Consider the following 21175-nt stretch of genomic DNA (forward strand, 5'->3'; position numbering starts at 1 on the left):
CGAGCAAGCCCGCCCCCCGAAAGGCCTGACCTCATGACCGTCACCGCCCTCGACCCGCGCACGGCCCTGGTCGTGATCGACCTCCAGGCCGGCGTCGTCGCCGCGCCCGCCCAGCCTTACACCACCACCGAGGTCGTCACGCGTACGGCCGAACTCGCCGACGCCTTCCGCGCCCGTGACCTGCCTGTCGTCCTGGTGCGGGTCTCCTTCGCCGCGGACGGCTCGGACGCCGTGCCCGGCCGCAACGAGGCCTCTCGTCCAGGCGGCACCCGCCCCGACGGCTGGGACGTCATAGTCGACGAACTGGCCGGCCACCACGGCGACATCACCGTCACCAAGCGCAACTGGGGTGCCTTCCACGGCACCGACCTCGATGTCCTGCTGCGCCGCCGCGGTGTCACGCAGATCGTCCTGACGGGTGTGGCCACCAGCATCGGCGTGGAGTCCACCGCCCGCGCGGCCCACGAGCACGGCTACCACGTCACGCTCGCCACCGACGCCATGACCGACCTGGACCCCGAGGCCCACCGCAACAGCGTCGAGCGGATCTTCCCGCGCCTGGGCGAGCGGGGCACCACGGCGGAGATCCTGGCACTGCTCGCCAAGACGCACACCTGACCGACCCGCCGAGACGCGGCGGAAGGCCCCGGAGTGGGACGAAGCCCCCGGCGGAGATAGCATCCTGCCACCCGCACCCACACACGGCGAGCGACCCGAGGGGGCCCGGAGCACGATGCCGGTAAAGGTCAGCGTCATCGTCCCCGTTTACAACCCGGGGCCCTACATCGAGGACTGCATCGCCTCGCTGCTCAGGCAGTCCCTCCCACCCGACGAATACGAAGTGATCTTCGTCGACGACGGCTCCACCGACGAGACCCCGGCCCGGCTCGACGCGCTCGCCGCGGACGAGCCCCGGGTCAGGGTGATCCACCAGGAGAACTCCGGCTGGTCGGGCAAGCCCCGCAACGTCGGAATCGCCGCGGCCCAGGGCGAGTTCGTCATGTTCGTCGACAACGACGACCACCTCGGCGACGAGGCCCTGGAGCGGATGTACGGCTACGGCGTGGCGAACGGCGCCGACGTGATCGTCGGCAAGATGGCCGGCCAGGGCCGCCAGGTGCCGGTGGAGCTGTTCCGCAGCAACCGGCCGCGTGCGAACGTCGAGGACGCCCCGCTCATCGACAGCCTCACCCCGCACAAGATGTTCCGCCGGGCCTTCCTCGACGAGATCGGCCTGCGCTTCCCCGAGGGCAGAAGGCGTCTCGAGGACCATGTCTTCGTGGTGGAGGCCTATCTGCGCGCGGCCAACGTCTCCGTCATCGGCGACTACGTCTGCTACTACCACATCCGCCGCGGCGACTCCTCCAACGCGGGCTTCCAACGCTTCGACCCCGTCGGGTACTTCAAGAACCTGCGGGAGGCGCTCGACGTCGTCGAGCGGTACACCGAGCCGGGCCCGGTCCGCGACAGCCTCTACCGGCGCTGGCTGCGCGTCGAGATGGTGGAGCGGATGCGCGCCAAGCGGTTCCTCGCCATGCCCGACGACTACCGGCGCAAGCAGTTCGAGGAGATCCACCATGTCGTCACCGAGCGCTTCGGGCCCGCCGTCGCCGCCGAACTGCCGCCCACGCAGCAGGTCGTGGCCTCACTGATCAGCGCCTACCGGTACGACGACCTCGTGGCCTTCGCCGAGTGGGAGGCCGGGCTCAAGCTGCGCGCCCGGCCCGGCACGCTCGAGTGGCGGGACGGCAGGCTGAGGTTCGACTACGCCGCCGAACTCACCTCCGGCGACGCGCCGTTGACGTTCCCCGGCAGCGGGGTGCCCACCCCGCTGGACGGCCCGCCCGCGAGCACCGACGCGGCGATCGCCTGGGTGGGCGCCGACACCGTCGCCCAGTTCGGGCAGGCGACGCTGGACCTGCTGGTGCGCGAACGCTCCACCGGCGCCCAGTACTTCCAGCCGGTCGAGGTCACCCGCGAGATCGTGCCGGTCGAGGACAGCGGACGCGTGCGCCTGGTGCTGCGCGCGACGGTCACCTTCGACCCCGCCGGCGCGGTGGAGGGTGCACCGCTGCGCATCGGGCTGTGGGACACCTACGCCCGTGCCAGGGTGGGCGGTTGGAGCAAGGAGGCCCGTATCGGACCGGGCCCGCGCAAGGCCCGCGCCGCCGCCTCCGCCGCCGTCGTGGCCGGGCACGTGGTCCTGCCGTACTGGACCGACCAGCACGGCCATCTCTCCCTGGACGTCGACCGTGCGAGCAAGCGGCTGGGGCTGGGCGGTCTGTCCCCCGACACCGTGGACCTGTCGGGGAACCGGTTGCGCGTGCCGCTGCCGCTGCACGTGCCGGCCGGCACTGCGGTGCTGCTGCGGCTCACCTCGCCCGCCCGGTCGGTCGAGACGCCCGGCACGCTCTCCCCGGCCGGGGACGGTGCCGTTCTGGAGGCCGACCTGCCCGTCGCCGACCTCGGCGGTGCGACCTGGCGCACCGCCCTGTGCGCGGCCCCCGATGCCGCCGACCGGCGCTTCCTGCCGCTGCCGCTCGCCCTGCGCGCGAACGCCCACTCGGTCGAGGTGGCACGGGCCCCACAGCCCTCGGCCCTGCGACGGCTGGCCCGCAGGGTGCGGCGCGGGCTCGCCGTGGTACTCGGCCGACGCACCGACTCGAAGACCAAGACCGGAAAGGCGTGACAGCGTGCGATCACTGGGCATGGAGGGCGCCTGGGCGCTCGAGCCGAAGGTCTTCCCGGACGAGCGGGGCAGCTTCCACGAGTGGTACCGCGGCACTGAGTTCCGTGAGGCCACCGGGTACGACCTGGCGCTGAAGCAGGCGAACTGCTCGGTCTCCCGCTGGGGTGTCGTGCGCGGCCTGCACTTCGCCGACGTGCCGCCCGGGCAGGCCAAGTACGTCACCTGCGTGCGCGGCGCGATCCTCGACGTGGTGGTCGACCTGCGCGTCGGCTCGCCCACGTTCGCGCAGTGGGAGGCGGTGCGCCTCGACGACGACAACCGGCACGCGCTGTTCATCGCGGAGGGGCTCGGGCACGCCTTCATGGCCCTGACCGACGACGCCACCGTGGTGTATCTGACGTCGGAGGGCTACGCGCCCGAGCGCGAGCGCTGTGTGCATGCCCTGGACCCGGAGCTGGGGATCACCTGGCCCGAGGGCATCCGCCCGCTGCTGTCGCCGAAGGACGCCGAGGCTCCCTCACTGGCCGAGGCGCAGCGGGACGGACTGCTGCCGTCGTACGAGGCCTGCACCGCCTACTACGAGAAGCTTCGCAGCGGGGTCAGCGACTGACCGCGTACGGCTCCAGGGCCGAGCTCAGTGCCTTCCAGCCGCGGGCTCGGCTCAGGCCGCGGTTGCGGGCACGCACCATCGGGCGCCAGAAGTCGGCACCCATCAGCGTCTCCGGCTTGACCGCCTTGACCCGCTCCAGGACCGCCTCGGGCACCTTCTGCGGGTCGGGCACCTCGAACTCGGCCATGATCTCGTCGTACTTGTCCTTCAGCACGGTGCTCTTGGGGTCCGCACCGAAGATGACGAGCTGGCCGGTGGGCTGGGTGTCGACGAGCACCAGCTCCAGGTCGGGCCGGTAGCGGGTCAGGATCTCGATGACCTTGTAGACGTCACCGGTCCAGGCCGTGGTGTGCCGGTCGCGGGCCGCCTCGTCGATGCTGCGCGGCAGCATGTCGTCGAAGACGATCACGCTGGCCCAGTCGGCGTGCTTCTCGATGTTGATGAAGTCCCGCAGCGCGAACTCGAACAGGTGCATGCCGTCGATGAACGCCAGGTCGAGCGTGGTGCGCCGCCAGTACCCGATGGGGCTGCGGCCCCGGCGCAGGTTGCGCAGCGGGTGCCGGCCGCCGCGCAGATACTGCAGCGGGTTGTCGCGGGCGAAGAAGTCGTCACTGGTGGCCTTCACCAGGTGGACGTCGCACTTGATCTCCGTGACCACCTTGAAGGCGGGGTCGACCGCGATGCTGGGGACGCGCGACAGCGTGAGGCTGCGGCCGTCGTTGACTCCGATCTCCAGGTAGTTGCGGTTGGCGGTGACCTTGTGCAGTTCCCGCAGGAACTCATGGCGTTTCACGAAGGGACTCCTTGCGGATCAGTGGAAGAGCTTCGTGCAGGGCGGCCTGCCAGTCGCGCAGAGGCGGCAGGCCGAGCTCCTGCCAGCGGCCGTGGGCGAGGGCGCTGTAGGCGGGCCGGGGCGCGGGCCGGACAAAGGCCTCGCTGCCCACGGGCCGCACCCGGTCGGGATCGGCGCCCAAACCCCTGAAGACCTCGCGGGCCAGCTCGTACCAGCTGGCCTCGCCGGAGCTGGTGGCATGGAAGACACCACTCGCGCCGCGCCCCAGGTGCGGGCCCAGGTCGGCGAGGCGTGCGGCGACGTCCGCGCTCCACGTGGGCTGTCCGCGCTGGTCTTCGACGACGTCGAGGGTGTCGCGGCGTGACTCCAGATCGATCATCGTGCGGACGAAACTACGCCCGTGGACCCCGTAGAGCCAAGCGGTTCGCACGATTGCGCTCGATGTGGGCAGCTCCTTCGCCACGGCCTGCTCCCCGGCGAGCTTGGTGCGGCCGTAGGCGGTGTGCGGCGCGGTGGGGTGGTCCTCCGGGTACGGGGTTCCGGCGTCGCCCGCGAAGACGTAGTCGGTGGAGACGTGGATCATGCGGGCGCCGTGCGCCGCGCAGGCGCGGGCGAGGTGGCGGGGCCCGTCACCGTTGATCAGCAGGGCCTGTTCCTCGTCGGTCTCGGCATCGTCCACGGCTGTGTACGCGGCGCAGTTGACCACCAGGTCGGGGCGGTGTTCGGCCAACATCTCGTCGACGGCCGCCTGTTGGGCGATGTCGAGGGCGGCGCGGTCAAGGCCCACCACCTCTTCGCCGCGCCGGGCCAGCTCGTCGACCGTGTCCCGGCCGAGCATGCCGCCCGCTCCCGTGACCAGCCACCTCATGCCGACCGCCCCTTCAGTGGCTCCCACCAGGCGCGGTTGTCTCTGTACCAGGCGACGGTGTCGGCGAGGCCGGTGGTGAAATCGTGGCGCGGGCGGTAGCCCAGCTCGTCGCGGGCCTTGCTCCAGTCGACCGAGTAGCGCAGGTCGTGGCCCTTGCGGTCCTCGACGTACTCCACGCGGTCCCAGCCGGCCCCGCAGGCGTCCAGCAGCAGGCCGGTGAGCTCCTTGTTGCTCAGCTCGGTGCCGCCGCCGATGTTGTACACCTCCCCCGGCCGGCCCTTGGTGCGGACGAGTTCGATGCCCTGGCAGTGGTCCTCCACGTGCAGCCAGTCGCGGACGTTGAGGCCCTCGCCGTAGAGCGGGACCTTCTTGCCGTCGAGGAGGTTGCTGACGAACAGCGGGATGACCTTCTCGGGGTACTGGTGCGGCCCGTAGTTGTTGGAGCAGCGCGTCACGCGCACGTCCAGGCCGTGGGTGCGGTGGTAGGCCAGCGCGAGCAGGTCGGAGGACGCCTTGGAGGCGGAGTACGGCGAGTTGGGGGCCAGCGGATGGTCCTCCGGCCAGGAGCCCGACTCGATGGAGCCGTAGACCTCGTCGGTGGAGACGTGCACGAAGGGGCCCACCCGGTGGCGCAGGGCCGCGTCCAGCAGGATCTGGGTGCCCACCACGTTGGTCAGCACGAAGTCGGTCGCGCCGGCGATCGAGCGGTCCACGTGGGACTCGGCGGCGAAGTGCACCACTTGGTCCGCCTCGCCCATCAGCTTGTCGACGAGTTCGGCGTCGCGGATGTCGCCCTGGACGAACTGGAGTTGGGGGTGGTCGAGATCGAGGTTGTCGAGGTTACCGGCGTAGGTGAGCTTGTCCAGCACGGTGATCCGGAGTCCCTCAGGTGCTCCGGAGGCCAGCAGGGTGCGGACGTAGCAGGAGCCGATGAATCCGGCGGCGCCGGTGACGAGGAGGTTCATGTATGGATCTGCACCTTGCTGTGGTCTCCGAGGACGAGGCGGTGGGCGCTGGGCACGTTGGGGGCCGGTGTCACCTCGGCGTGCCGGCCGATCAGGGAGTTCTCGATCCGTCCCACTCCGAGGATCGAGGAGTCGCGCAGCACGATGGAGAACTCGAGCTCGCTGTCGGTGATCCGGCAGTTCTCCGCGACGGAGGTGAACGGGCCGACGTAGGAGTCCTCCACCACCGTGCCCGCGCCGATCACGACGGGGCCGACGATGCGTGAGCGCACGATGCGCGCGCCCTCCTCCACGACCACGCGCCCGATCGCCTCGGAGCCCTCGTCGACCTCGCCGTCGATACGGCGGTCGAGGGTCTCCAGGACCGTGCGGTTGACCTCCAGCATGTCGACGACGTTGCCGGTGTCCTTCCAGTAGCCCTTGATGACGGTGCAGCGCACGTCGGCGCGCTCGTCGATCAGCTGCTGGATCGCGTGGGTGATCTCCAGCTCGCCGCGCCAGGACGGCCGGATGGCGCGCACGGCGTCGTGGATGCGGGGCGTGAACAGGTAGACGCCCACCAGCGCGAGGTCACTCTTGGGGTCCTTCGGCTTCTCCTCCAGGCCGACGACCTGGCCTTCGGCGTCGAGCTCCGCGACACCGAAGGCACGCGGGTCGGCCACCTTGGTGAGCAGGATCTGGGCGTCGGGCCGGTTGCGGCGGAACTCGTCGACGAGGGGGCTGATGCCGCCGACGATGAAGTTGTCGCCGAGATACATGACGAAGTCGTCGTCGCCCAGCCAGTCCCGCGCGATCAGCACGGCGTGCGCCAGCCCGAGGGGCCGCTCCTGCGGGATGTAGGTGATTTCCAGGCCGAACTTGGATCCGTCGCCGACGGATTCCTGAATCTCCTCGGCGGTGTCACCCACGATGACGCCCACCTCGGTGATACCGGCCTCCGCGATGGATTCCAGTCCGTAGAAGAGCACGGCCTTGTTGGCCACGGGGACTAGTTGCTTGGCCGATGTGTGTGTGATCGGCCTCAATCGGGTACCGGCACCGCCGGACAACACGAGAGCCTTCATCTGATTCACCCTAGCGTCGATCACGGTAAGGCGAACGTTTACAAGGTGGCTTCTTGGTAAGGACTGCGCAGCCTCACCGGCCGTCCCGGGAGAACGGTCTCAGTCCTCGCCCCGCACGATGTTCCCCTCCAGGCCGTACTGGTCCGTCCGGGTCGCGTCGCCCTCGGGGACGGCCGGGATACAGGTCCGTACGACGTCCTTGCCCCGATGGCGCCGCGCCTTCGACCAGCCGGACTCAGGCCTGCGTATCGCGAGCTTCTCAGTGAGCTGAGCGGTCACGGTGATTCATCCTCTTCCTACGTCGTTGCCCGCCTTCCGGGTTTCCCGTGCCGCCCGGACGAAACGCTGTTCGGGCCGGTTCACCGAGGAGGAGCGACCGGTGGTCCTGAACAGGACGCCCTGGCCAAGCGGCTCCTGCGGCTGATCACGGCCAACGTCACGGCCAGCTGATCGGGACCTCGGCCCACACCTGCTTGCCGCCGCTGACCGGCACCGTCCCCCAGGTGTCCGACATGGCCTCGACGAGGAGGATGCCGCGTCCGCCGGTGGCCTCCCAGCCGATGCTGGTCGGCTTGACGGGGGTGCGGGGCGAGGAGTCGGCGACCGAGATGCGCACCCGGTTGTCGAGCAGCGTGAGGTCGAGGCGGACCTGGCCGTCGGTGTGCACGAGGGCGTTGGTGACGAGCTCGGAGACGATCAGGAGCACGGTGTCCGCCTCCTCCCGGGACACGCCCCAGGTGCGCAGCGTGCGCCGGGTGAAGCGGCGGGTGTGCCCGACCGCCTCGGGGACGCGCCACACCGTCCAGCTCTCGCGCTGCGGGCGCAGCGCCATGCCGTCGTAGCGCAGCAGGAGCAGGGCGACGTCGTCGCTGCGGTGGGCGTTGCCGAGCAGGGCGTCGGCGACCTGGCCGAGGTGGGCGGGGTCGGCCACGGACAGTTCGTGGGCCAGGCGGTCGAGGCCCTCGTCGATGTCGGCCTCGGCGGACTCGACGAGACCGTCGGTGGTCAGCGCGACCACGGTGCCGGGCTGAAGACGCAGCACGCTCATGGGGAAGTCGGCCTGTGCGACCACGCCCAGCGGCGGTCCGCCCTCCGCCTCCGGCATGTGGGTGCTGCCGTCCGGGTGGCGCAGCACGGGCGGCAGATGCCCCGCGCGGACGTACCAGGCGGAGCCCTCCTCCATGTCCACGTCGACGTAGCAGCAGGTGGCGAAGAGGTCGGTCTCCAGGTCCACCAGGAGCCGGTTGGCGTGCGAGACGACCACGTCCGGCGGATGGCCCTCCACCGCGTAGGCGCGCAGTGCGGTGCGCATCTGGCCCATCAGGGTGGCGGCCGCCGCGCTGTGGCCCTGGACGTCGCCGATGACGAGAGCGACGTGGTTGTCGGGCAGCGGGATCACGTCGTACCAGTCGCCGCCGACCTCAAGCCCCGCCGTGGTGGGCAGATAGCGCGCTACGGCGACCGCGCCGGGCAGCTTGGGCAGGCGGCGCGGCAGCAGCTGGCGCTGGAGCATGCCGACGAGTTCGTGCTCGGCGTCGAAGGCGTGGGCGCGCATCAGGGCCTGGCCCGCGAGGCCGGCGGAGGCGGTGAGCAGGGCGCGTTCGTCGGTGCCGAACTCGTGCGGGGTGTCCCAGCCGATCAGACAGGCGCCGGCCATGCGGTTCCCGGCGGGTAGCGGCAGGACGGCGAGTCCGCCGGGGCCGACGTCGGCGAGCGCGGGTTCCAGGGGCGTGCCCGCGGGCCAGATGTGGGCGCGGCCCTCACGCAGCGCGGCGGCGAGGGTGGGCATGGCGCGTACGGGCGCGTCGGGCCACTCGGAGCGCCACTCCAGGCGCCACAGCTCGGGCCAGGACTCCGGTTCGGGCGGGTCGAGGACCGTCACGACGAGCCGGTCGCCCTCCAGCTCCGCGAGCGCGATCCGGTCGGCCTGCAACGGCTTGCGCAGGGCGGAAACGACGGCCTGGCTGACGTCGCGGACCGTGCCCGCGGTGGCGAGCATGGCGGCGAGACGCTGTACACGGGCCACGTCGGTGAGGTCGGAGCGCAGTTTGGAGGCGTCGGCGACCGTGCCCTCGAGCCGGGCGGGCTGCCCGTCGCCGCCGGGCACCAGGCGGCCGCGCAGCCGCAGCCACATCGGCGGGCCGGACGGCTGAAGCACCCGGAACTCCAGGTCGCGGTCGCCGAGGGCCGCGTGGTCGGCCTCCACGACGGACATCAGCGCGGGCAGGTCCTCCGGCACGGTCAGGCCCAGCAGCGTCTCCACCTTGCCGTCGAACTCGGCGCGGGTGAGGGCGAACAGATCCAGGATGTCGTCGCCGACCGCGACCCGGCCGCTGTCCATGGCCAGGCTGAACGCGTTGGCCGGCAGTTCGCCGCCCTCCTGGGCCCGGGCCGGGGCGGGGCAGCCGACGGCGTCGGCGATCAGCTCCAGGCACTTGCGGTCCTCGGTGCCGAAGCCGTCGGGCCGCTCGCTGACGGCCAGCAGACAGGCGCCGCCGCCGTCGCCGTCCCCGCGCACGGGCAGCACCGTGAGGAAGAAGTCCCGCGCCTGCGCACCGGCGCACGCGTCCTCGGGCCCGAGCGACACCGGGCAGCCGGAGCGGTGCGTCTCGGCCACGGGAGAGCCGCCCGAGCGCGGATAGGTCTCCCGCAGGCCGAACAGCGTCCTCGGCACACCCGCCGATTGGGCGAGACAGAGCAGGTCGGCGTCCTCCCCCGGCGCGTACACGGCGACCAGGGCCGCTCCGGCGAAGACCAGCGCCTGTTCCAGGAAACGGTGCACCCGATCGGGTGAGGCCGGACCGGAGGTGAGCGCTTTGAGGGCGTCTTCGGCACGCAGCGTTCCAGTTCTGCGTCCCTCAGCGCCCTCACTGACCACGTCCGTATTACAGCGCGTATGAGACGCGTGCGCAGCCCCTGTGCGTATTCCGGGCGGCTCGCCGGACTCGTCCGGTCGAAACCCACCGAACATGTGTTGACGCATGCGTATCGCACGGTGTTCTGGTGACACCCGTGACTGTCCCGCTCCCCCGCCCGGCTGGAAATCTCGATGCCGGACCACGGAGGGGGACGTATGGACAAGCGGTACGAGGTGTACGCGCTCGCCGACAGACACTTCTACGAGACGCCGGACCGGCTCGGTGCCGGCGGACAGCAGGACGCGCCCTCGTTCGCGACCGCACGTCGCCGGGTGCCGGAGGGCTGGGAGTCGGCGCGGATCGGCGACTGGCTGATGCTGCAGCCGCTCGGCGAGGACGGGAGCCCGGTGCCGGGCCCGGCCCAGGGCTGGAAGATCCACGCCTCGGCCACGCGGGCCGACGCGGAGCGGATCGCCGCGGCCGTGTGGGCCTACTGCGTACCGCGCCGCATCCCGTTCAAGTTCGTGCCGGCTCCGCATCTGCTGCACCTGCGCAACACCAAGTACGCGGGCCGCGACACCAGCGGCAAGTTCGTCACCGTCTACCCGGTCGACGAGGACCAGCTCCAGCAGGTCCTGCGCGAACTGGGCGCGCTGCTGGAGGGTCTGGAAGGCCCGTACATCCTCACCGATCTGCGCTGGAACGAGGGTCCGCTCTACGTCCGTTATGGCGCCTTCGCCCGCACCTTCACCGTCGACGAGCGGGGCTCGCTCGTGCCGGCGGTGCGCGACGGCGAGGGGCGGCTGGTGCCGGACCGGCGGGCACCGTCCTTCCAGGTGCCGGAGTGGGTGACGCTGCCGGCGTTCCTCGAGCCGCAGCTGGCGGCCCGCAACACCACGACCGTGGGCGACCTGCCCTACCGCATCGAGAAGGCGCTGCACTTCTCCAACGGCGGTGGGGTGTACGCGGGCACCGACACCCGCGACGGTCGCAAGGTCGTCCTCAAGGAGGGCCGGCCGCACGCGGGGCTGGCCTCCGACGGCGCGGACGCGATCGCCCGGCTGGAGCGCGAGAAGCAGGCCCTGGAGCAGGTCGCGGGGACGGGCGTGGTGCCGGAGGTGCGGGACTGGTTCACCCTCGGCGACCACCGGTTCCTGGTCATGGACTTCCTCGAGGGGCGCCCCCTCAACTCCTACTTCGCGGAACGGCATCCGCTGCTCACGCCGGACCCGGATCCGGACGCCGTGGCGCGCTACACCGCATGGGCGGTACGCATCCACGGGGCGGTCGAGCGCGCGGTGGAGGCGATGCACGCGCGCGGGATCGTCTTCAACGACCTGCACGTCTTCAACATCATGGTCGCCCCTGACGAGGAGTCGGTGTTCCTGCTCGACTTCGAGGCGGCGGCCCCGGTGGCGGAGAACGGCCGCCAAGTCGTCGCCCACCCCGGCTTCTTCGCCCCGCCCGACCGCACCGGCACCGCCGTCGACCGCTATGCGCTCGCCTGCTTACGGCTCGCACTGTTCCTGCCCGTCACCACCCTGTTCGTGGTCGACCGGGGCAAGGCGGCGCATCTGGCCGAGGTGATTGCCGAGCAATTCCCCGACGTGCCGCGGCAGTTCCTGGACGAGGCGGTCACGGAGATCACGCGAGGCGCCGACGCGGGCGCCCCGGCGTACGTACGGCCCGCCGACCGGCCGCACAGCCGCGAATCGATGGCCAAGGCGATCCTCGCCTCGGCCACCCCGGACCGCGACGACCGGCTCTTCCCGGGCGACATCGCCCAGTTCTCCGACGGCGGCGGCCTAGGCCTCGCGTACGGCGCGGCCGGCGTGCTGTACGCGCTGGCCGAGAGCGGGGCCGAACGGTACGAGGAGGGCGAGCGCTGGCTGCTGTCCCACACCGACCCGCCGCCGGCCGGCACGCCGCTCGGCCTGTACGACGGACTCGCGGGCGTGGCCCACGTGCTCGAACGGCTCGGCCACCGGCAGCCGGCCCTTGACCTGATCGAGGTCGTCCTCGGGGAGAGGTGGCAGAACCTCTCCTCCGACCTCCAGGGCGGCCTGGCCGGCCTGGGCCTGGTCCTCGGCGAACTGGCCGACCGCACGGGCGAGTCGGAGCTGCGCGAGCGGTCCGCCGAGGCCGCGGACCTCCTCGTCCGGCGTCTCGCCGAGCCGCGTCCCGAGACGCGCAGGCGGCGGGCCGGCCTGCTGCGAGGGGCGGCCGGTCCCGCGCTCTTCCTGCTGCGGCAGTACGAACGCACCGGTGAGTCAAGGCTGTTGGAGGCTGCCCGCGAGGCGCTGGGCCGGGACCTCGAGTGCTGCGTCGTTCAACAGCGCGGTGGCGGCCTGGAGGTCGACGAGGGCTGGCGCACGCTGCCCTACCTCGGGGACGGCAGCGCCGGACTGGGCATGGTCCTCGACGACTTCCTGGAGCACGCCGACGACGCGGAGTTCGACAAGGCGCGCGCCGGCATCCTCACCGCCGCCGCCTGCCGCTTCTACGCGCAGCCCGGACTCTTCCAGGGCCGCGCCGGGTTGATCCTGCACCTCGGCCGCACCACGCAGCCGGAGGCGACGGCCCGGCGGCTCACCGAGCAGATCGACGGGCTCGGCTGGTACGCGATGGCGTACGAAGGTCAACTGGCCTTCCCCGGCCATCAGATGATGCGGCTCTCCATGGACCTCGCCACCGGAACGGCAGGCTGTCTGCTCGCGCTCGACGCGGCCTGCGACGGCAGCGCCCACCTGCCGTTCCTGCCGCCGCTGAGGCGGCACCCACGACTCGGCTCCGCAACCTGACGGAGTCGTGACCCAACCCCGTCCCCACGGATGGACACCGAAGGAAAGGACCACCAACATGGCACTCCTCGACCTGCAGACGATGGAATCCGACGAGCACACCGGCGGCGGTGGCGGCGCCAGCACCGTCAGCCTGCTCTCCTGTGTCAGCGCGGCGAGCGTCATCCTCTGCGTCTGACGGTCACCGTACGCCCACGGCTCCGGGCGGTCCGCTCCCGCGAGGGACGGGCCGCCCGCGGTCCTGCGCACCCCTGCGACCCCGGATGCGAGGCAGCGGTCGTATGGCGACCATGACGACGCGTGCCGCAGATCCCGCCGCTCTGCTGAACTCGGCCACCCGGCACAGCGGGGCCCGAAGTGTGGTCCTGTGCCTGCTGAGTGTGGCGTCGACCGGTGCCGGTCTGCTTCTGCCGGCCGCTCTCGGCCGCACCCTCGACCTGCTGCTGGCCCACGCCCCCGCGACCCGCTGGGTGCTGTGCTGCGCGGGACTCGTGCTCCTTGCCGTGGTGCTCGACGCGTGCGAGACCGTGCTCGGCGGCACCGTCGACGCGCGGACGACGGCGTGGCTGCGGCGGCGGCTGACGGGGCATGTGCTGGCGGCCGGCCCGCGCGCGGCCGCCCGCTTCGGGCCCGGTGACCTCGTCGCCCGGCTCGTCGGCAACGCCTCCCAGGCGGGAACGGCTCCCGCCGCCCGCGCCGCCCTCCTCGCCGCGCTCGCCGGACCCGTCGGCGGCATGGTCGCGCTCGGCCTCATCGACCCCTGGCTCGCGGCCGTGTTCCTGGCCGGGGCACCCGTGCTGACTCTCCTGCTGCGCGCCTTCGCCCGTGACACGACCCGCTGCGTGGCCGACTACCAGCAGGTGCAGGGGCGGATCGCGGCCGCGCTGGCGGAGGCGGTCGCCGGTCACCGCACCATCGAGGCGGCGGGCACGGCGGACAAGGAGGCGGCGCGGATCCTGCGACCGCTGCCCGAACTGTCCCGCGCGGGGCACCGCATGTGGCGGGTGCAGGGGCGGGCCGCGGCGCAGGCGAGCACCGTGGCGCCGCTCCTCCAGCTCGGCGTCGTCGCCGTGGCCGGAGTGCTCCTCGTCCGGCACCGGCTGTCGGTCGGCGAGGTGCTGGCGGCCTCCCGGTACGCGGTGCTCGCGACCGGAGTCGGCGTGCTGGTCGGCCAGTTCGCGAGTCTGGCCCGGGCCAGGGCGGCCGCCGGGCGCCTCGACGAGGTCCTCTCGGAGCCGGCCACCGCCCACGGCGACCGCCAACTGCCTTCAGGTCCGGGGCGCTTGGAGCTGCGCGGCGTGACGGCCCGGCGCGGCGGACGCACCGTGCTCGACGGCGTCGACCTCGTCGTCCCCGGCGGCACGACCCTCGCCCTGGTCGGCCGCTCCGGCACGGGCAAGTCGCTGCTCGCCGCGCTCGCCGGCCGCCTGGCCGACCCGGACGCCGGCGAGATCCTGCTCGACGGCGTCCCCCTGCGTGACCTGAGCCGCAGCGAACTGCGCCGCGCCGTCGGCTACGCCTTCGAGCGCCCCGCCCTGCTCGGCACGACCGTCGAGGACGCGGTCGCTCTCGGCCCGCGGCCCCTCTCCCCCGCGACCGTCCGCGAAGCAACCCGCCTCGCGTGCGCGGACGACTTCGTACGGCGCCTGCCGGACGGCTACGCCACCCCCCTCGGCGACGCCCCGCGCTCCGGCGGCGAGTCCCAACGGCTCGGCCTGGCACGCGCGTTCGCCCACGGCGGCCGTCTGCTCATCCTCGACGACGCCCTCTCCAGCCTCGACACGGTGACGGAAGCCCGGATCACCGGCTCCCTCCTCACCCACGGCACCCACAGCACCCGCCTCCTCATCGCCCACCGAGCGGCCACGGCGGCCCGGGCGGACGCGGTGGCGTGGCTGGACGGCGGGCGGGTGCGGGCGGTCGGAACGCATGCGGAGCTGTGGCGGCTGGACGGATACCGGGCAGTGTTCGGGGACGGGGGGTCCGCGTGAAGGACGGGTTGCAGGTGAAAGTCGGGGTCCGCGTGAAGGACGGGGTTCGGCGGCCGGGCCGCCGCGACAGCCTCCGGGCGCGTGGCCTGCGTTTCCTGTGGTCCCGCCGTGGAGTCCTCCTCCGGCTCGGATGCTGGTCCGTACTGGAGACCGGTCAGACCTTCCTCACCGGGTACGCCCCGGCGCGCGCCCTCGACGCGGGGTTCCTCACCGGACGGGTGGACGTCGGGCTCGCCTGGCTCGGAGTGGCCGGGCTCGGGGTCGTCGTGGGGGCGTACGGGACCGGGCGGGTCTACGCGTCCGTCGCCGCGCTGGTCGAACCCCTGCGGGACCGGCTCGTGGAGCGGGTGGTCGGCCGCGGGGTGCGCGAGGCCGGCGGCGGAGCGCTGTCGGGGCTCACCCAGCAGGTGGAGATCGCGCGGGAGACCTTCGCCGGGCTGGTGATGGTGTCGCGGTCGTTCCTGTTCACGGCGGTGGGGGCACTGGCCGGGCTGTTCTCGCTCGCCCCGATGCTGCTCCTGGCCGTAGGACCGCCGCTGCTGGCCGGAGTCGCCCTGTTCGCGGTGTCGCTGCGGCCGTTGGCCCGCCGGCAGGAGGCGTTCCTCGTCGCCGACGAGGCTCTGGCCGAAAGCCTCGGTGCCGTCTGCCCGGGGCTGCGGGACATCACCGCCACCGGCGCCGAGGAACGGATCGCCGCCGACACGGGAGAGCGCGTCGACGCCGAGCTGCGCGCCGCCCGCTCCCTCGCCCGCTGGGGCGTCGTACGGGTGGCGGCGCTCGCGATCGGCGGCCAGGTCCCGATCGTGCTCCTGCTCGCCGCCGCCCCCTGGCTCCTGTCCCACGGCGTCACCGCCGGCGCCCTGGTCGGCGCCCTCGCCTACGTCACCCAGTCCCTCCTGCCGGCCCTGGGCAACCTGGTCCACGGCCTGGGCACGAGCGGCTCACGCCTGACGGTGGTCCTGCGGCGCCTGGCATCGGCACCCGCGCCCCAGGCGCCGGCGCCCGAGCGGGCACGCCCCGCCGAACACTCCCCCGCCCTCTCCCTCACCTCCGTCACCTTCGCCTACGGCCCGGCCGCGACCCCTGTGATGCAGGACCTCGACCTCTGCCTCTCCCCCGGCGCCCACCTGGCCGTCGTCGGCCCCAGCGGTATCGGGAAGTCCACGCTCACCGCGCTGGTCGCCGGGCTGCTGGAACCGCGCCACGGCACGATCCGGGTCGGCGGGCTGCCGGTGCCCTCCGACGCGGCAGCGCGCCATCGCGTGCTCATCCCGCAGGAGGCGTACGTCTTCACCGGCACCGTCGCCGAGAACCTCACCCACCTCCGGCCGGACCCGGTGCCGGAGGCCGAACTGCTCGCGGCGGCCGATGCCGTGGGGCTCCGTCCGCTGCTCGACGCGCTCGGCGGGCCCGGCGCCCCACTCGACCCGGCGGCACTCTCCGCCGGTGAACGGCAGCTGATCGCGCTGACCCGGGCGTATCTGTCGCACGCCCCGCTCGCCCTGCTCGACGAGGCGACCTGTCATCTCGATCCGCAGGCCGAGGAACGCGCCGAGCGTGCTTTCGCGCGGAGGCCGGGCGGCACCCTGGTCGTCGTGGCACACCGCATCAGCTCGGCCCGGCGCGCGGACCGCGTACTGATCATGGACGGGCGCGGCACGGCGTACGGCACCCACGACGAGCTGCTGGAGGCGTCGCCGCTGTACCGGGAGCTGGTCGGCAGCTGGACGCCCGCGCCGCCGGGCGCGGCCCTTCCCGGGACACCGTCACAGCCAGCCCTCCCCCTGCGAGATCCGGATCGCGTCGATACGGTTCCGGGCCCCGGTCTTGCGGGTGATGGCCGCCATGTAGTTGCGCACGGTCCCGTGCGACAGGTGGAGGCTGCCCGCGATCTCCGCGACGGAGGCACCCTCGGCGGCCAGGGATAACACACTCAGCTCGCGCCGGGTCAGCGGCATCTCGGCGGCCTTCAGGAAGCCGTAGCCGAGCGAGTCGTCGACGAATCGTTCCCCCGAGGCGACCCGCCGGATCCCGCGCACCAGGTGGTCCGGTGGTCCCGCCTTGTCCACGTAGCCGGTCGCCCCGGCCTCGATGGCCCGCTTCAGCAGGCCGGGCCGGTGGGCACTCGCCAGGACGAGAAGTCTCGGCCGTATCTCGTCCTGGCCGCGTAAGCACAGGTCGCCGAGTGGTGGAACGCCGTATGTGTCCGCGGCCTCCAGATCCGCCGCGCACACATCGGGGCGCAGCAGCCGCGCCCGGCCGTACGCCCCCCGCCAAGGTGTGTCCTCCACTCGGAGGTCCGGTTCCCGTCGCAGCCACTCCGCCAGAACCGATCGCACCAGACACGCATCGTGCACCAGTAATACCCGGATCACAGCCCGCCCCTCGTTCAACGTCCGCCGGTCTGATTAGTGGTGAACGCGTGCCCATTCTTCGCGCCGGCGACCACCCGAGGGGCGCGAAGATCCGGCCATTGCGGGGCGCGGGGGCGCACGCGGGGCGTACGCGCACCACCGCGCGCAACGAGTGAGAGGGAATGGTTCCGGGCCGAGGGGGTACGAGGCCGTCCTTCACCGTTCCGGGAGCACTTCTGCGCCCGAACGCGTACCCGGCCGGCGCCTCGTCGCACCGCTCGCCGTGCGGGAGCGGCCGTCACGGGGCAGATTTAGTCCCTGGGACCCGTCGCGCGGCCGTGCGAGGAGGTGGTCGGCGTGTCCGACGGGCAGAGGTCCGTACAGGCGCCGGCCGCCGCGAGAACGCGGGTGGGCCGGCCGCTGCTGTCGCTGGCGCTCGCTTCGATGATGGACGAGGTCCACGCGCACTCCGGCGCGGTGTATCTGCTGGCGTCCGGTGAACCCGTGCTGGAGATGGCCGTGATGGCCGGGCTGCCCCGCGCCTTCGCCGCCCCCTGGGAGCGGGTCGGGCTCAGCGCGCCGATCCCGGTGGCCGACGCGGTGCGGGAGCGGCGGCTGGTGTGGGTGGGCGGCGAGCAGCAGATGGCGCACAGCTATCCCCGGATCTCCGTCGTGCTGCCGTACCACTTCTCGCTGGCCGCGCTGCCGGTGGCGACGGAGTCGACGGTGTACGGCGCGGTCTTCGTGACCTGGCCCGGCGCCCATCCGCCCGAGCTCTCCGACCGGGAGCGCGAGCATCTGACCGCGGCCTGCGGCCGGCTCGCGCTGCGGCTGGAGCGTGCCATGGCGGACAGCCGCCCCGTGCTGCAGGAGCCCGATCTGCTCGGCGTGCCCACGGTGACCGGCGCGTCCGGCTCGCTCGGCTCGGTGGAGGCGGCCCGGATGGTGTCGCGGCTGCCGTACGGGCTGTGCTCGCTCGATCTGCACGGCCGGGTCAGCTTCGCCAATGCCGCGGCGGCCGAGCTGATCGGGCTCCCGGTCAGCCGCCTGCTCGGCACCCAGCTGTGGGCGTCGGTGCCGTGGCTGAACGACCCCGTCTACGAGGACCGCTACCGGGGCGCGCTGCTCAGCCAGCAGACCACGTCGTTCGTGGCGCTGCGCCCGCCCGGCGACTGGCTGTCGTTCCGGCTGTATCCGAGCACGTCCGGGCTGAGCGTCCGGGTCACCCGGGCGCGGGCGGTGGCGGAGATGCACAGGGCCGCCCCGCAGCCCGACGACGCCCCGTCCCGGCTGGTCACCATCTCCCAGGTGCTGACCCTGGCCGGGGCGTTGACCGAGGCGGCGGGCGTGGAGGACGTGGTGCAGCTGGTCGCGGACGAGGTCGCGCCTGCCGTCGGCAGCCAGGCACTGGTGATGCTCGGCTCACGCGCGGGACGGCTGCATGTGCTCGGGCACCGCGGCTACGAGGACCCGCACGTCGTGGAGCGGTTCAACGGGCTGCCGCTGGCGGAGCCGACGCCGGGAACGCACGCCCTCAACACCGGGGTGCCCGCGTTCTTCGACTCGCAGGAGCAGCTGGAGCGCCTGTATCCGTCGCGGCACGCCACTCCCGACGGCTTCGCGGCCTGGGCCTACCTGCCGCTGGTCGCCTCGGGCCGCCCGGTGGGCACCTGCGTGCTCGCCTACGCCGAACCGCACGCGTTCCCCGCCGACGAGCGAGCCGTGCTGACGAGCCTGGGCGGCCTGATCGCGCAGGCCCTGGAGCGGGCCCTGCTCTACGACGCCAAGCACCAGCTGGCGCACGGTCTCCAGGCGGCGCTGCTGCCGCACTCCTTGCCCCCGCTGCCCGGCCTGGAGGCGGCCTCGCGCTATCTGCCCGCCACGCACGGCATGGAGATCGGCGGTGACTTCTACGACCTGGTGCCCTCGCAGGGCGTGGCCGCGGCGGTGATCGGGGACGTGCAGGGCCACAACGTGACCGCGGCCGGCCTGATGGGGCAGATCCGTACCGCCGTGCGCGCCTACACGACGGTCGGGCAGGCTCCGGAGGAGGTCATGCGCAGCACCAACCGCCTGCTGATCGACCTCGGCGTCGACCTGTTCGCGAGCTGTCTCTACCTGCGGCTCGATCCCGCGCGCGGGCGGGCCGTGATGGCCAGGGCGGGACATCCGCCGCCGCTGCTGCGCCGCCCCGACGGGCGGGTGCGGGTGCTGGACCTGGCCGGCGGTCCGCTGCTCGGCATAGACGAGGCCGCCGTGTACCCGACGACGGAGGTCGACCTCGCGCCGGGTTCCGTACTCGCCCTCTACACCGACGGGTTGATCGAGTCCCCCGGCATGGACATCGAGGACGCGCTCGCCGGTCTCGGAGAGCGGCTGGCCGAGGCAGGGGAACTGCCGCTGGACGAGCTCGCCGACCATCTCGTACGGCACAGCCCGGCCGCACGCGAACGCCTCGACGACGTGGCACTGCTGCTCCTCAGGGCCCGGTCGCAGGCCTGAGGGCCGGGCGCCGGAACGACGCGGTCCGACCCTCCCGCCGGAGGGCCGGACCGTCCACCGTCGACCTGGAACCGCTGATCCGGCCGATCAGTGGGTCCTCTGAAGTGAGACGACTCAGTTGGTCCCGGTGAGCGACGACGATCCGTCGCCCGCGCCGGCACCGCTCTGGTCGCCCGTACCCGCACCGCTCTGGTCGCCCGTACCCGCGCCTGACTGGTCGCCCGTACCCGCGCCGGACTGGTCGCCGGCGCCGGCCCCGGACTGGTCACCGGTACCGTCGCTCGCCGTGGCGGACGGGTCGGCCGTGTCGCCACCGCCGACCGCGTCGCCGCCACCGGCCTGGTCGCCCGCGGAGGCGGACGGGTCGGCGGAGCCGCCGGCGCCCGCGCCACCGTCGCCGAGCGTGGCGCCCGTGGCCTGCAGGGCGGCGGTGACCGGCTGGAAGAAGGTCTCGCCGCCGCTGGTGCAGTCGCCGCTGCCGCCGGAGGTCATGCCGACCGCGCTGCCGTCCTGGGTGAACAGGGAGCCGCCGCTGTCGCCTGCCTCGGCGCAGACGTCGGTCTGGATGAGGCCGGTGACGGTGTCGACGCCGTTCGGGTCGGTCTCGCTCTGGAAGTTGACCGTGGCGTCAAGGCCGGTGACGGTGCCGTCGTGCAGCCCGGTGGTGCTGCCCATCCGGAAGACCTGCTCACCGACGGTGGCGTCGGCGGCCTGGGTGATCTGGACGGTCTTGCCCTCGCCGGTGTTGACCTCGCTCGCGGCCTGGGTGTTGGGGTCGTCGTACTTGATGAGCGAGAAGTCGCCGTTGCCGGGGAAGGTGGCCTGGTCGACCGTGGCGATGGGCTGTCCGGTCTCGGAGTCGGACCACTGCTTGGCCGCCACTCCGCAGTGACCGGCGGTCAGGAAGGCCGGACTGCCGTCGCTGGCCTTGACGTTGAAGCCGAGGGAGCAGCGGACGGTGCCGCCCTGCACCTGGGAGAAGATGGCGTCGCCGCCGGAGACGAGCGTCTTGAAGGAGCCGGAGGACTTCTTCACGGTGGCCATGCCGTCGCCGAGGCTCTTGACCGTGGACGTCAGTCTGTCCCAGTCGGCGCCGGTGACCGTGGAGTCGGCCGTGACGGCGAGCTTGTTGGTCTTCGGGTCGACCGCCCAGGCCGTGCCCGGGATGGTCGCCTTGGCCTTCAGGGTCTGCGCGCCCGTCTTCAGCGCGGCGAGGCTGTTGCTGACCTCGCGGACCTTCGCACCCGCCTTCTTCGCCTGGACGACCACGTTGTTGTTGTCGCCCGGTATGACGTTGACGACCAGCTGCTGCGCGGCGGCGTCGTAGTACGACCCGGCGAAGGCCTGGCCGAGAAGGCCCTGAAGCTGCGAGGCGAGATCCGAGGCGTCGGTCGCCTTCATGGTCCTCGGGGCGGCGTCGGTCGACGAGCCGTCCTGCGACGCGTTGGCGTGAGGCAGCAGGATTGCGGCCGCGCCGAGCGCCACGACGCTGCCCGCCGCGATCGCGGCCTTGCGCTTCGGAATTCGCTTGTGACTCAAACTTCTCGACCTCCTGGGGGGACCGGAGTCTGTGCCGCCGTGCGGCAGCTGTTCTGTTCGGGCGCCTGGATGGCTGTTGGTACGCACGGGCCGCACGGTGCGTTCAATTCCGTTTGCCAACTCGCTTTGCCCGATGCCGAA

General features: G+C 72.5%; 15 protein-coding genes and 1 pseudogene. 8 read left to right on the top strand and 8 right to left on the bottom strand.

All coding sequences use genetic code 11. From position 1 onward, the window contains the following. Positions 1–33: 33 nt before the first annotated feature. From ACGFYN_RS37665 to rfbC, 3 genes are all read left to right on the top strand, one after another. Positions 34–618 carry a hydrolase gene (locus tag ACGFYN_RS37665; RefSeq protein WP_393870474.1) on the top strand — a complete coding sequence of 195 codons (585 nt, stop codon included), beginning with the start codon at positions 34–36 and terminating at the stop codon, positions 616–618. A gap of 115 nt (positions 619–733) precedes the next feature. After that, complete coding sequence (locus ACGFYN_RS37670) at positions 734–2689, top strand: glycosyltransferase family 2 protein (RefSeq protein WP_393870475.1); 1956 nt, start codon at positions 734–736, stop codon at positions 2687–2689. 4 nt (positions 2690–2693) lie between these two features. Next, positions 2694–3299, top strand: coding sequence for a dTDP-4-dehydrorhamnose 3,5-epimerase (gene rfbC, locus ACGFYN_RS37675; RefSeq protein WP_393870476.1), 606 nt, complete (start codon positions 2694–2696; stop codon positions 3297–3299). On the opposite strand, the gene ACGFYN_RS37680 is transcribed toward rfbC, so the two are convergent. From ACGFYN_RS37680 to ACGFYN_RS37705, 6 genes are all read right to left on the bottom strand, one after another. Then, entirely contained in the window at positions 3289–4092 is an 804-nt protein-coding gene (locus ACGFYN_RS37680; protein WP_393870477.1) for a class I SAM-dependent methyltransferase, read from the bottom strand. The genes rfbC and ACGFYN_RS37680 overlap by 11 nt on opposite strands. Beyond that, the gene (gene rfbD, locus ACGFYN_RS37685; RefSeq protein ID WP_393870478.1) at positions 4079–4960 is read right to left on the bottom strand and encodes a dTDP-4-dehydrorhamnose reductase; all 882 of its coding nucleotides are present in this window, start codon (positions 4958–4960) and stop codon (positions 4079–4081) included. Before rfbD ends, ACGFYN_RS37680 begins: the two co-directional genes overlap by 14 nt. After that, the gene (gene rfbB, locus ACGFYN_RS37690) at positions 4957–5925 is read right to left on the bottom strand and encodes a dTDP-glucose 4,6-dehydratase (protein ID WP_393870479.1); all 969 of its coding nucleotides are present in this window, start codon (positions 5923–5925) and stop codon (positions 4957–4959) included. Before rfbB ends, rfbD begins: the two co-directional genes overlap by 4 nt. Further along, on the bottom strand, positions 5922–6989 hold the full coding sequence (locus ACGFYN_RS37695) for a glucose-1-phosphate thymidylyltransferase (RefSeq protein WP_393870480.1): 1068 nt from the start codon (positions 6987–6989) through the stop codon (positions 5922–5924). The genes rfbB and ACGFYN_RS37695 overlap by 4 nt, the downstream gene beginning before the upstream one ends. A gap of 99 nt (positions 6990–7088) precedes the next feature. Beyond that, a complete protein-coding gene (locus tag ACGFYN_RS37700) occupies positions 7089–7268 on the bottom strand; it encodes a hypothetical protein (protein WP_393870481.1) in 180 nt (59 codons plus the stop codon). Between the two features lie 157 nt (positions 7269–7425). Next, positions 7426–9867 carry a SpoIIE family protein phosphatase gene (locus tag ACGFYN_RS37705; protein WP_393870482.1) on the bottom strand — a complete coding sequence of 814 codons (2442 nt, stop codon included), beginning with the start codon at positions 9865–9867 and terminating at the stop codon, positions 7426–7428. A gap of 195 nt (positions 9868–10062) precedes the next feature. Here ACGFYN_RS37705 and lanKC point away from each other — a divergent pair, with 195 nt between their 5' ends. The 4 genes and pseudogenes from lanKC to ACGFYN_RS37725 all read left to right on the top strand — a co-directional run. Then, positions 10063–12648 carry a class III lanthionine synthetase LanKC gene (gene lanKC, locus ACGFYN_RS37710; protein ID WP_393870483.1) on the top strand — a complete coding sequence of 862 codons (2586 nt, stop codon included), beginning with the start codon at positions 10063–10065 and terminating at the stop codon, positions 12646–12648. A gap of 58 nt (positions 12649–12706) precedes the next feature. Next, positions 12707–12826: a SapB/AmfS family lanthipeptide gene (locus ACGFYN_RS37715; protein WP_393870484.1), complete on the top strand. Its 120-nt coding sequence runs from the start codon at positions 12707–12709 to the stop codon at positions 12824–12826. A gap of 112 nt (positions 12827–12938) precedes the next feature. Further along, positions 12939–14639 (top strand): ABC transporter ATP-binding protein, encoded by a 1701-nt coding sequence (locus tag ACGFYN_RS37720; protein ID WP_393870485.1) that lies wholly within the window; start codon positions 12939–12941, stop codon positions 14637–14639. A 1088-nt stretch (positions 14640–15727) separates the two neighbouring features. Beyond that, positions 15728–16099: pseudogene (locus tag ACGFYN_RS37725) on the top strand (ATP-binding cassette domain-containing protein); the annotation flags it as partial. A 306-nt stretch (positions 16100–16405) separates the two neighbouring features. On the opposite strand, the gene ACGFYN_RS37730 reads toward ACGFYN_RS37725, so the two are convergent. Beyond that, positions 16406–17014: a LuxR C-terminal-related transcriptional regulator gene (locus ACGFYN_RS37730; RefSeq protein WP_393870486.1), complete on the bottom strand. Its 609-nt coding sequence runs from the start codon at positions 17012–17014 to the stop codon at positions 16406–16408. A gap of 336 nt (positions 17015–17350) precedes the next feature. Between ACGFYN_RS37730 and ACGFYN_RS37735 the strand changes: the two genes are divergently transcribed. Continuing rightward, a complete protein-coding gene (locus ACGFYN_RS37735) occupies positions 17351–19495 on the top strand; it encodes a SpoIIE family protein phosphatase (protein ID WP_393870487.1) in 2145 nt (714 codons plus the stop codon). Between the two features lie 114 nt (positions 19496–19609). Here ACGFYN_RS37735 and ACGFYN_RS37740 read toward each other — a convergent pair whose 3' ends face one another. Then, positions 19610–21034, bottom strand: coding sequence for a S1 family peptidase (locus ACGFYN_RS37740; protein WP_393870488.1), 1425 nt, complete (start codon positions 21032–21034; stop codon positions 19610–19612). Between the last annotated feature and the right edge of the window lie 141 nt (positions 21035–21175).

Source organism: Streptomyces sp. NPDC048419, assembly GCF_043200415.1.
Lineage (GTDB): Bacteria > Actinomycetota > Actinomycetes > Streptomycetales > Streptomycetaceae > Streptomyces.